General features: G+C 57.6%; 9 protein-coding genes, 1 other RNA gene and 1 pseudogene. All 11 read right to left on the reverse strand.

All coding sequences use genetic code 11. The annotated features are described in order from the left end of the window. Positions 1-12: 12 nt before the first annotated feature. Positions 13-483: an RNA-dependent RNA polymerase family protein gene (locus H7B90_RS28420; protein ID WP_185139282.1), complete on the reverse strand. Its 471-nt coding sequence runs from the start codon at positions 481-483 to the stop codon at positions 13-15. A gap of 943 nt (positions 484-1,426) precedes the next feature. Next, positions 1,427-1,791: a transfer-messenger RNA gene (ssrA, locus tag H7B90_RS28425) on the reverse strand. Between the two features lie 291 nt (positions 1,792-2,082). Then, positions 2,083-2,571, reverse strand: a complete 489-nt coding sequence (smpB, locus tag H7B90_RS28430; protein WP_185139283.1) for an SsrA-binding protein SmpB — start codon at positions 2,569-2,571, stop codon at positions 2,083-2,085. A 178-nt stretch (positions 2,572-2,749) separates the two neighbouring features. Continuing rightward, positions 2,750-3,685 (reverse strand): aspartate carbamoyltransferase, encoded by a 936-nt coding sequence (pyrB, locus tag H7B90_RS28435; protein WP_185139284.1) that lies wholly within the window; start codon positions 3,683-3,685, stop codon positions 2,750-2,752. A 225-nt stretch (positions 3,686-3,910) separates the two neighbouring features. Continuing rightward, entirely contained in the window at positions 3,911-4,846 is a 936-nt protein-coding gene (locus H7B90_RS28440) for a PfkB family carbohydrate kinase (protein ID WP_185139285.1), read from the reverse strand. Further along, positions 4,831-6,318: a glycoside hydrolase family 32 protein gene (locus H7B90_RS28445; RefSeq protein WP_311772831.1), complete on the reverse strand. Its 1,488-nt coding sequence runs from the start codon at positions 6,316-6,318 to the stop codon at positions 4,831-4,833. Before H7B90_RS28445 ends, H7B90_RS28440 begins: the two co-directional genes overlap by 16 nt. 21 nt (positions 6,319-6,339) lie before the next feature. Continuing rightward, entirely contained in the window at positions 6,340-7,167 is an 828-nt protein-coding gene (locus H7B90_RS28450; protein WP_185139287.1) for a carbohydrate ABC transporter permease, read from the reverse strand. Further along, positions 7,167-8,051, reverse strand: a complete 885-nt coding sequence (locus H7B90_RS28455) for a carbohydrate ABC transporter permease (RefSeq protein ID WP_185139288.1) — start codon at positions 8,049-8,051, stop codon at positions 7,167-7,169. Before H7B90_RS28455 ends, H7B90_RS28450 begins: the two co-directional genes overlap by 1 nt. Before the next feature lie 131 nt (positions 8,052-8,182). After that, positions 8,183-9,544, reverse strand: a complete 1,362-nt coding sequence (locus H7B90_RS28460; protein WP_185139289.1) for an ABC transporter substrate-binding protein — start codon at positions 9,542-9,544, stop codon at positions 8,183-8,185. A gap of 692 nt (positions 9,545-10,236) precedes the next feature. After that, positions 10,237-11,211 carry a LacI family DNA-binding transcriptional regulator gene (locus tag H7B90_RS28465; RefSeq protein ID WP_185139290.1) on the reverse strand — a complete coding sequence of 325 codons (975 nt, stop codon included), beginning with the start codon at positions 11,209-11,211 and terminating at the stop codon, positions 10,237-10,239. A 150-nt stretch (positions 11,212-11,361) separates the two neighbouring features. Further along, a pseudogene (locus H7B90_RS28470) lies at positions 11,362-11,803 on the reverse strand (hypothetical protein); the annotation flags it as partial.

Raw genomic sequence — 11,803 nt, forward strand, 5'->3', positions numbered from 1 at the left:
CGCTTTCGAAATTCAGGATAACATTTTTTTTAGATACGTGTGGTCTAGATTATCAAAAAAGCCAGTAAAGTCTCCAATCATGATATAACAATCGTTTGTGCTCTTTATGTAGTCTATTGCCCTCTTGGCAAAGTGAATATTGTTCTTGTGCAAATTGTCTCGATAGGCAATCACTGAATCATCTATATCCAGTTGCTTCACTTTTCCATTATAGAAACCATTTAGTTTATGACCGTAGTAGGAGTAAATAAACCTGTCCAAATGAGCCGAATAACAGATCTCTCGGTTCTTTGGTTTTATTCCCTCTCCTTTTTTATACTTTACAAAAGACTGAGTATAATGAATAAACGGATAGAATCCATGCCTAGCTACTTTGGTGGGATCATCGATGTATTTCCATACACGATCTAAAGAAGTTCTGGAATCAAAATGGGAATAACTCCGGCTTCTTCTATTCCTGAGTTTCCACTCCTCTAAATTCAACAGTTTCCCTCCTATAAAAGCGTAATACCCATCAGTATGAGGGGTAGCATCCCTTAACTGATAGGTATAACTCAACTTGTATTCATTCTGTTATAAGTGCATCCTGAATCCAGCTACCCTAATAACCGCCCTAATAGTCAACTATGTTATAATAGTTAAGGAGAGGAGTCCAATGTTCAAGATTATGTTCGTGATTGTCACAATCCTTCTCATTGCACAGTGTTCAACGGATTCGATATTCTGGATAGAATTATTCGAGTCACAGTTGACAGCAATCTCCGACCCTTATATCTAAAATATAAGGCTCCTTTATTATATCAATAATTCCCTGTTTTTTCAACTACCTATGAGTCCTCCTGAATGTAAGCAATGCCCTTATGCTAACTAGGAAAGTAGCTCATTCGAAGAATGTAGCAAACAATGAAATTCGACATATACGTTATCCAATCCAAACTTGAGAAGTTCTACCTCGACGCTATCAAAGAGAGTTTCAGGCAATTCACAGGTAAGTAGCCTTTATTATTGGCTCGGACCTCCCACAAGCCGATGAGCAGCTCTCTCTTAGCCAGATGGAATGGAACCCGGACTGTAAGCCACGCAGTTGTACGAGCAACTGTATCGGGCTATCGCATCATCCACAACCATCCCTATCATAAGTAGCCGTTGCCTAAATCGCACACTTGACTTGTACGACCTTGACTTGTACGACCTTACCTTCGAACATGCAGAATGTGAACTTGATTTCATCGCTCGATTTGAATGGTAAGATCTTAGGGTTAAGCCTGGTAAGCATCAATGTATCATAATTAAGTCAAATTATCACCCAGTAGACAATATGTCTACGAAAAAACCACCATCAACACCCTCAAAAAAGCTGATGTCTACGGAGGTCTACGAACTTGGACATAACAAAAGCCCAGACCGCATGAGGTCGGGCTTTTCATGGTGGAGGCGAGGGGAGTCGAACCCCTGTCCGAAGACAACGCCACATAGGCTTCTACGGGTGTAGTGACAGATTTGATGTCACCCTAGAGACTCCCCGTCACCGGATTCCCTTCGGGTCAGCCTGATTATCTTCTTCAGCTAGCCCCAGGCGGAGACTAGACAGCGTATCCCACTAAGGTTGAGCCCCTATCCCGCCACATGGGCGATGGAGGGTAGAAGCCGCGTCACAGGTTTTTAAGCTGCGAAAGCGAGTTTTTGGTTTTGGTTGCCAGTTAATTGGCTTTCCGCGTTGATGAAGCAGACGCAGCCCTACTACCCGCTACCCATGCTCGAACTATCCCCGTCGAATCCATAAACGCCCCCGAATAATGGAGTTGCCACCCGCGTCTTAGGCGGATGAGACTCGTCGCTGACCTCACAATAAGCGAATGTGCGGGAAAAGCAGCATAACGCCGGTTCCCTTCGCCCTATCGTCGGTTCGCGATAACGGATCGCCGCGTATTCAAGCGGCCAATCGTTCTTGCATGCGGTGCTTCCTTAGTATAACACGTATAGCCGGAGAAATCCTTGCTGTCTTGCTGCCAAGCCCGGCAATCCCTGCTTGCGATGCCACCGGAACGAAGCAAGCAAGCCTAGCCAGCAGCACACACGACCTTAATAGCTGACCTTCTGCTTCTCCTTCAGAGCCCGCTGAATCTCGCGCTGGGCGTCCTTCTTGGCCGCGCTCTCGCGCTTGTCGTAGTTCTTCTTGCCTCGCCCAAGGCCGATAAGGCACTTGGCGTAGCCGTTGCGCGTGTACACCTTGAGCGGCACGAGCGTATAGCCTTCCTGCCGCGACAAGCCGTACAGCTTGTTGATCTGCTGCTTGTGCAGCAGCAGCTTGCGCGCGCGCGTCGGATCGGACGGATTGTGGCGGTTGCCCTGCTCGAACGGGCTGATATGCATGTTATGCAGGAAAATCTCGCCATTCCGAATCGTCGCGAACGCGTCGCTCATGTTGGCTCGCCCGCCGCGCAGCGACTTGATCTCCGTGCCGGTCAGCACCATGCCCGCTTCGAAGGTCTCTTCGATGAAGTAGTCGTGGGACGCCTTCTTATTCTGAGCGAGAGGCTTATCGAATTGATCCTTGTTCTTCGATCCCATGAGTTCCTTCATCTCCTTCTACCCGAATTCCAGCTAGGCGCATCACTCACGGCCGGTTATCCATTATACCACGCCCAGCGGGCTCCGAACAACAGAAGAGGCGATCCCTCCGACAAAAGACGAAAACGAAGCAGACGAGATTCCGTAGAACCCCGTCTGCCGCTAACGTTTAACCCGATTAACCTTTAACGCCGCTCAGCGCCTTGTCGACGAGAGCCATCCGGATGTACAGCCCGTTCTGCGCCTGGCGGAAGTAAGCGGCGCGGGGATCGCCGTCGACCGCCTCGGAGATCTCGCCGGCGCGAGGCAGCGGGTGAAGCACGATGGAATTTTTGCTCATGAGCGACATCAGCTTTTCGTCCACGATGTATTGCCCTGCCGCCTTGTCGTACTCCTCGGGAGACGGGAACCGCTCCTTCTGGATGCGCGTCTGGTACAGCACGTCGATGGAGCCCGCCACCGCATCCAGGTCCGTCGTCTCCTCGTAGCGGATGCCCTTCTCGTCCATGTAGCGCTTCACGCTGCTCGGAATCCGCACGTTCTCCGGGGAGATGTAGTAGATCATGACGTCCCTGTAGTTGGCGAGGATGTAGCTGAGCGAATGAACCGTCCGGCCGTAGGCGAGGTCCCCGACCATGGCGATGCGCACGCCGTCGATCCGGCCCGCTTCCTTCTCGATCGTGTACGCGTCGAGCAGCGCCTGCGTCGGATGCTCGCCCGCCCCGTCGCCCGCGTTGAGGACCGGCACGTCCGCCACCGCCGCGGCTCGCTTGGCCGCCCCGATGTCCGTGTGGCGCATGACGATGACGTCGCTGTAGCCGCTGACGATGCGGATCGTGTCCTCGAGCGTCTCGCCCTTGATCGCCGAGGAGAACTGAGCCGCGTTCTCCGTGCCGATGACGCTGCCGCCGAGCCGCGACATCGCCGATTCGAACGACAGCCGCGTCCGCGTGCTCGCTTCGAAGAAGAGCGTCGTCATGATCCGTCCCTCGTGGCTGCGGTTGCCGCCCGCCCGAACGACGTCCTCCATCCTTCTCGCCGCGGCGAACAATTCGTCCAGCTCCGTCCGGCTGAATTGCTTCGCCCCTAGAACGTGATACAGATTAGGCTTCATTCGCTGTCCCATCCTCTCATCCGTTAACCTTGACACACCATGCTCTATCCTATCGAATCCATGGACAAAAGTAAAACGGATAAAAGCGTCGTATCGGCCCAAAATAAAGCGGAAAACGCCGTGGCTCGCAGGCAGCGTTCAAGGGGATGAGCCTTATATCGTTCTAGGGCGGCCGGATGTCCTCACCGATGCCGAAGGAGCCTGTCCGGCCCCGCAGACGAACGGCTACAGACGGGCGTTCACTTCCGCAAGCGCCGGCAGCGAAGGGATCGCCCCCATCCTCGTCGTCGACAACGCCGCCGCCGTGTTGGCGAACCGGAGCAGCGTCGCCGCCACGGTGCCGTCCAGCTCCGAGAGCTTCGATCGCTGGAGCTGATAGAGCAGCGCGCCGACGAAGGCGTCCCCCGCACCGGTCGTATCCGCGGCGTCGACGGGCAGGCCCGGCAGGAACGCGCGGAAGCGCTTGGAGATCCATTCGGCTCCCCGGGAACCGCGGGTATACAAGACGTGCTCCACATTCCCTTGGAAAAGCGAACGAAGCGCCGGCTGCTCCTCCTCCATGCCGGTCAGGAACGTCAGCTCATCGCGTCCGATCTTCACCAGGTGGGCGAGCGGCAGCCATTCCAGGGCGGCTTCGCGACGCGCATCGGAGTCCGGTCCCGACGGCAGCCGGACTGCCGGGGCGAAGCTGATGAAGCCGCCATTCCGCCGGGCGGCCTCGATGACGCTCCGATGCGCAAGCTTGGCCTCCGCATCGGCGAGATCGGCCGAGCTGAAGTGCAGGATGTCTCCCGGCTCGAACCCGATCTCTCTGTTCTCGCCAGTTCCGCCAGTTTCGCCAGCTCCGTCAGTTCCGCCGATCCCGGCGTTCCCATCGTTCACGGCATTTTTGGCATTCGCGGCACTCTCCACCCTATCGCCGTTCTCGCCGCGCACGCCATTCCCGCCCGGCAGCCGAACCGTATCGACCCCCGTCTCTCTCAGGGTCCCCAGCAGACGGTCCCCGAATGCATCGGCGTCGGCACCGGCGCCGTGCCTGCCGAGGAAAACCGCCCGGCCTCCGAGCTTCGCGACCGCGCAGGCGACGTTAACCGCTTCTTCTCCCATCGCATATACGGTCCGCAGCATCTTCTCTCCCGCCTCTCCTACCGGATGTCCCATTTGCGCAGCGACTCCAGCTTGCATTGGCCTTCCGAGAACGCCGCGATGCCGAGCGATCCGCTTCCGGGATAGATCCGCGCGGTCATGACCTTCTCCCCGTCCTGCAGGAACACTTCCACCGAGGAGCGGTCGACGAACGCCCGCAGCTTCAGCTTGCCGCCGCGCAGAGGAACGGCCGTCTCCCGAACGCCTCCCGGCCCGACTCCCGAACGGCTGCGGTCCAGCGAGAACACGCCTTCCCGCGGCGAATAGCTCAGCTCCGTCTCTTCCCCGTCGCCTACGCGCAGCTTCAAGCCGAACCTCTCGGCGCTCCCGGCGTCTCCGGCGTCACCAACGTCGAAAACCGCCTCCAACTCATAGCTGTCTCCGCGAGTCTCCAGAACGGTCTCTCCGTCCAGTTCCACGTCCCGCAGCGCGAATTCCCGCTCCCGGTAGCTCTCGATCTCTTCGACCGGCCGGAACCGAACTTGTCCGCCTTCCACGACCATCTCCCGGGGAAGGGTCATCGCTCCCGCCCACTGGTGGCCGTTCTGCGTCGGCATCTCGCTCTCCCACATGTCCATCCACCCGACGACGATCCGGCGGCCCCGGTCGTCCAGCGTAGACTGCGGCGCATAGAAGTCGAAGCCCTGATCCATCGGCGTATATCCTTCGGAATGGAAAACGCCGCTCTCTTCGTCCCACCGCCCCCGCATATACACCGTCGAGTGAAGGTTATGGTAGTCTCGCCCTTGAGGCGGCATGCGCTGGGGAGAGAACATCAGGAAGTCGGACTCTCCGATCGAGAAGAAGTCCGGGCACTCCCAGTTGTCCCCCAGCTCTTCTCCGCCCTTGGCCATGACGCCGACGTAGGTCCAAGCCTTCAGATCGCTGGAGCGGTACAGCAGAATCTGCCCGCGGCCGCGGCCGTCGTTCGAACCGATGACGACGTAATAGCGGCCGTTCCGCTCGAACACCTTCGGATCGCGGAAGTCCTTCAAGCTCGCGCCCTCCGGAATTTGCCGCAGGCCGATGACCGGATTGCTCTCGTGCTTAACGAAGCGGACCCCGTCCTCCGACACGGCCAGGTTCTGCGTCTGCACGTAATGGTTGGAGGTGTCCGGTCCCGTCGTCACGTGGCCGGTATACATCAGATACAGCAGGCCGTCCTTCTCGACGGCGCTGCCGGAGAAGCAGCCGCCGGAGTCGTAGCTCTCGTCCGGAGCGAGCGCGATCGGGAGATACTCCCACTTGATCAGGTCGCGGCTTCTCGCGTGCCCCCATTGCATCGGCCCCCACTGCGGAAGATACGGATAATGCTGATAGAACAGATGATAGCTGCCTTTATATTGAACAAAGCCGTTCGGATCGTTGATCCACCCGTACTCGCCCATCAAGTGGTAGTTCAGGCGGAACTCCGGACGAAGCTTATGCTTGTTCTCGAGAATGAATCGGTCGGCGTTCTCCGCGGTATAGTCTCTCGTCGTTTTGATAAGCCATCCTACCCTTGCGTTTTATTTGATCGAGCCTTGCATGACGCCTTGAATGATGTACTTCTGTCCGAACAGGTACACGACGATAATCGGAAGAATCGTCAGGACGAGGCCCGCCATCAACGGACCGTAATCGACCGTATACGTGCCGTAGAAGTTGTACGTGGACAGAGGCAGCGTGCGCTGCTCGGGATTGACCAGAATGAGGGACGGAAGCAGGAAGTCGTTCCAGATCCACAGGACGTTCAGAATGGCGATCGTGGCCGTGGTCGGAGTGAGAACCGGGAAGACGATGCGGAAGAACGTCTGCGTTCTTGTGCACCCGTCGATCATCGCCGCTTCTTCGAGTTCGGCCGGAATGCTTTTCACGAAGCCATGATAGATGAAGACGGCCAGCGAGCTGCCGAAGCCGAGATACATGTAGATCAGAGAGCCCTTGTTGTTCAGCATTCCGAGCGATCCGTAAATCTTGACCAGCGGAATCATGATCGCCTGGAACGGAATGATCATCGACGCGACCATGATGAGGAACGTATACTGGTTGCCTCTCGTAGGGTTGCGGACAAAATAATGGGCCGTCATCGCGGCGAACAGCGAGATGAGCAGCACGCTCGCCGTCGTGATCGCCAGCGTATTCCAGAACGCCGTCAGATAGCCCATTTTGTCGATGGCTACCTTGTAGTTGGCGAAGTCGAGGCCGGCAGGTAGCGCCATCGGATTGGACGTAATCGCGTTGTTCTCCTTGAACGAGTTGAGCAGCAGGAAGACGAACGGCGCGATGAACAGCACGAGGAACACGGTCAGAACGGCGAACTTCAGCCAAGACGCGTAAGAACGGCGGCCTGCCATTATGCCTCCACCTCCAGCTTCTTGCTGAAATAAACTTGAAGCAGCGTAATGGCGGCGACAAGCAGGAACAGCACGAACGCCTCCGCTTGCCCCACGCCGTAATCCCGGGATAGGAACGCCTTCTCGTAGACGTGCATGGAGACGAATTCCGTGCTCTTGAACGGCCCGCCTTTGGTCAGCGAGAGGTTCACGTCGTAAACCATGAAGCAGCGCTGCAGCGACAGGAAGATCGTGACGATGAAGGAGGGAACCATCAGCGGAAGAATCATTTTGCGCAGGGTCGTCCAGCCTCGGGCTCCGTCGATGCTCGCCGCCTCCAGAATGTCGCCGGGCACGTTCATCAGTCCCGCGATGAAGATAACCATCATATAACCGGCATATTGCCAGACCGTGACGATGACGAGCGACCAGAACGCCTTATCCGGATCGGCCAGCCAGGAAGCGCCGAGTATCGGGATATCCGCCTTCGTCCCGACGTAGACCAGAACCTTGGAGAAGATGAACTGCCAGATGAAGCCGAGGACGATTCCTCCTACGAGGTTCGGAACGAAGAAGCCCGCCCGGAAGACGCTCTGTCCCCGCAAGCCCCTCGTGAGCGCATAGGCCAGCAGGAAGGCGATGCCGTTGATCAGGACGACGGAGAACAACACGTACTTCAGCGTCAGCCCGAACGACTTCCAGAAGACGCGGTCCCGGAACACCTCGCCGTAGTTCCGCCAGCCGACCAGCGTATGCGTCGTGGCGATGCCGTCCCAGTTGGTGAAGGTCAAATAAATTCCGTACGCGAACGGCACGATCATGACGGTTAGAAATGCAAGCAAGGTAGGCCCGGTGAACAACAGCCTGGTTCGCAGCCGGTTCCACGCTCCTTTTTCCGCAATCATATCGGCACCTCTCTGTCTGTGTGAAAATAGGGTTGAATTCCCGTGGCGGTCCCCGGGAAGCAAGCGATGGATAAGACGCGGACCGTCCTATCCATCGCTCTTCGCTTTTAGTCCGAACCGGCTCGGCCGGCTTACTTCACGGACTTCCAGTACTCTTCGATCTCCTTGGCCAGAGAAGCCCGGTCGCCCTGCTTCGCCAGGTACTTCTGCATCGACGCGCCTACCTTGGACCAGTGGTCTGCCGGGAGCAGGCTCATGGAAGGCTCGGATTTGCCCCTTGCGATGTAATCCTGGATCGACTTGCCGAGCGGATCGGCCGCCGGAAGCGTAATGTTCTTGAACGCCGGGATGATGTTCGCTTTGTTGACGAGGAAGTCCTGGCCCTTCTGCTCGTACACGATCCAGTTCAGGAACTTCTTCGCCGCCTCTTGCTGCTCCGGCGAGCTCTTCTCCTTGTCGAGCACGATCCGCTTGGACACCGCGGACGAGATCTCCTGATTGCCGTAGTCGTCCGGGTTGTTGCTGATCGGCACCGGCAGGAAGCCGTATTGCCCGCCGGCCGTGTCGAAGCCGCTGATCTGCGGCCACGCCCAGTTGCCCATGAACCAGATGCCGACTTCGCCCTTGCCCAGCACTTCCGGACCGCGTTCATAGACGCCGGACAGAGGGTCCTTCTGGTCCAGGTTGTACTTCATCATCACGTCGAACGTATCCATCAGGCCGTTGAACACCTTGTTGTTCGCGAGATCGGCCGTGCCGGCCTTCAGCGATTCGACGAACTTGTCGACCTCCGCCGAGTCCTTGCTCTGGCCGGCGTACGCGAGCGGCAAGTAGTGCGCGCCCAGCGACCAGTCCATCGGGGAGATGACGAGCGCCTTCTTGCCGGACGCTTCGATCTGCTTGAACAGATTCTCCAGCGCGGTCGTCGTCGTGATCGCGGACGGGTCGAAGCTTCCGCCGACCGCTTGGTCCAGCACGGCCTTGTTGTAGATGAAGCCGTAGCCTTCGATCGCCAGCGGGAACGCGTAATTTTTGCCGTCGTAGGTCGTAAGGTCGGTGGCGTTCGGGACCGTGTCGGCCATCCACTTCTCGCCGCTCAGGTCGAGGATGCGGTCCTTGAACTTCTCGACGTCGCCGGTATCGAGCATGATCATCGTCGGCGGGTTGCCGGAAGCGTACAGCGTGGATGCCCGCTCGAACGGCGAACCGCCGGCCGGAACCGTCTGGATCTCAAGGGTAATGTTCGGGTTGTCTTCGTGGAATGCCTTCACGGCGTCTTCCAGCTGGGTCTGAATCTCTCCCTTGGAGTTGAGAAGGGTGATCTTCACTTCTTTGCCGGACGCGCTTGCCGAGCCGGAGCCTCCGCTTGCTTCGGAAGCGGACGGCGAGCTTCCGCCGGCTTCTCCGTTCGACGAGTTGCTGCCGCAGGCCGTCACGACCGAGACCAACAGCAACGAAGCGGCGATTCCTTGAACCCCTTTGAATTTCTTCACGTGAAATCCCCCAATTCGGTTTAATGAAGACGACTCTTATGGATAAACCGCTTACATTTCGGATTGTATGTCAATCGATTGACATATGTCAACCCTTTGACATGTTAAACCTTTGACATAGTGAAAATGAAAAAATGATGACCGCCCTATTCGCATGCCGTTTGGTTATCCGGGCTTAGAGTCGCTTATCATTGCGGCGATCGTGTCGCGTAGAGTTGCTATGTGGAGTCCGCGATGCATAGAGTTGCTATATGGAGATTGTGTCGCATGGAGTTGCTATGTGGGGATTGCGATGCGTAGAGTTGCTATATTTTTTGTGGCGGGTTCCCGTTTCGGTTGGATGAGGCGGCTAACGAATCCAGGAGACGCTATTTCGCCCAAAATCGTGGATTTTCGGTTCTAACGAATCGTATAGACGCTATTTCGTGCTGGAAGCCCATTTTTCCCCTGATCGGCCCCAAATAAGATCACTGGGGTTCGTTAGAGTTGTCAAAATGGGCTTTTGACGCTAAATAGCGTCTCCTGAGTCCGTTAGAGAGCGAGGCCTATGGATCGGAACCCTGGGATTTCGATTGCAATCATGAACGAGGCTTCATGTCTCTATATCCCAAGAAGCTGTTAGCGAAATGGACCTTCGCAGAAAAAACATCCGCGCCAAAGCCCCGCCGATCCCCTTGGCCGGCCGTTACTCGCTAGGTCGTCGCCCTCTCCACCAGCTCGACGGGGAGCACGTTCTCCGATTCGTAGGGCTCGCCGTCCATCTGCTTGCGGATCAGCTCCACCGCCAGGCGCCCCATCTCTTCGATCGGCTGCTTGATCGTGGTGATCGCCGGGCTGACCCACGAGGCGGCGTTCACGTCGTCGTAGCCGATGATCCGGATATCCTCGGGAATCCGCTTCTCCAGCTTGCGGCACCACTTGATGACGAAGGACGCGATAATGTCGCTCGTGGCGAACACGCCGTCGATGTCGGGATGGCTGCCGAACAGCTTGGCCATCAGCCGCTCGTATTCCCGCTGATCGAAGACGTTCATGTCCGTCTGCAGCGTGATGAATTCGATGCCCTGCTCGCGGATCTTCTCTTCGAATGCCGACGTCCGGTCGTTGGACAGCATATCGAGCTGCAGATTGCCGCAGAAATGAGCGATCTTCCGGCACCCCTTCTCGATGAGAAGCTGCGCCGCCAGCTCGCCCCCCCGATAGTTGTCCGAAGCGACATACGGAATGGCGTCGATCCTCCGGTCGAGCGTCACGAGCGGATAGTTCAAATTCCGGTACTCCCCGACCTCCAGCGTGTGGCTGCCCATAATGATGCCGTCGACCCGGTGGCGCTTCATCATCTCGATGTAATCGCGCTCCTTCGCCGGATCGAGCTGGGAATTGCAGAGCAGCAGCTTGAACCCCTGCCGGTAAGCGTAATATTCGATGGCGTCGGTCAACTCCCCGAAGAAGGGATGCGAGACGTTCGGCACGATCAGGCCGATCAGATTGGATTGCTTGCGCAGCAAGGAGCGGGCGATCTCGTTGGGCTGGTAGTTCAGCTCCGCCATCGTCTCGTAGACCTTCCGGCGCGTCTTCTCGCTGATATAGCCTCTATTGTTCAATACGCGGGACACCGTAGTCACCGATACGCCGGCGCGTTCGGCCACGTCGTTAATCGTTGCCATAAGGACTCCTTTGCCTCGTCGGACGGAAGAGATATGAATTAAGGACATTATACCATCGCCCGGAAGCGTTATCGCGAGGGAATTCATGAAGCCGTGGCCATGAGCATAAAAAAAGGAGCCGTCCGGACGAGCCGGCGACCCCTTCTGGAGTTACTTTTTCGATTTCTTGCGTTTGGACGGCTTCGCGCTTCCCGGCTCGGCGGAAGGAGCTTCCGCGGCGGCGGTCGCCGGCTTCTTCTTGCCGCCGCTGCGGCGGGCCGGCTTGGCCTTCGGCTTGTCCTTGCCGCCGCCCCCGGCCCCGGCCCCGGCCGCAGTCGATGAGCCGCGACGCCCGGCCCCGTCGCCGCGACGTCCGCCGCCGCGCTCCTCGTCGTCATAGCGGCGACGGGCCGCGCCCGCGGGAACGGGCAGCCCCCACATGTCGAGGGTGACGCGCTTGCCGCGGGGCGCCTCCGGCGGGATGTAATCCGCCGAATCGGTGTTGACCGGGCCGCCCTCGCGGGCGAGCGTCGTCTTCGTCGGCTTCATGCGGCCTTCGCCGATGATGTCGCCGCCGCTGAACACCGGCTTCTCCAGCATGGCGCGGTCGAAC

The sequence above is a fragment of the Cohnella xylanilytica genome (assembly GCF_014212175.1).
GTDB classification, from domain to species: Bacteria; Bacillota; Bacilli; order Paenibacillales; family Paenibacillaceae; genus Cohnella; species Cohnella xylanilytica.

What these genes read in the sequence shown, in the direction of transcription:
- smpB (WP_185139283.1), bottom strand. Translation starts at nt 2,571, where the DNA reads ATGGGATCGAAGAACAAGGATCAATTCGATAAGCCTCTCGCTCAGAAT.
- pyrB (WP_185139284.1), bottom strand. Translation starts at nt 3,685, where the DNA reads ATGAAGCCTAATCTGTATCACGTTCTAGGGGCGAAGCAATTCAGCCGG.
- H7B90_RS28440 (WP_185139285.1), bottom strand. Translation starts at nt 4,846, where the DNA reads ATGGGACATCCGGTAGGAGAGGCGGGAGAGAAGATGCTGCGGACCGTA.
- H7B90_RS28450 (WP_185139287.1), bottom strand. Translation starts at nt 7,167, where the DNA reads ATGGCAGGCCGCCGTTCTTACGCGTCTTGGCTGAAGTTCGCCGTTCTG.
- H7B90_RS28455 (WP_185139288.1), bottom strand. Translation starts at nt 8,051, where the DNA reads ATGATTGCGGAAAAAGGAGCGTGGAACCGGCTGCGAACCAGGCTGTTG.
- H7B90_RS28465 (WP_185139290.1), bottom strand. Translation starts at nt 11,211, where the DNA reads ATGGCAACGATTAACGACGTGGCCGAACGCGCCGGCGTATCGGTGACT.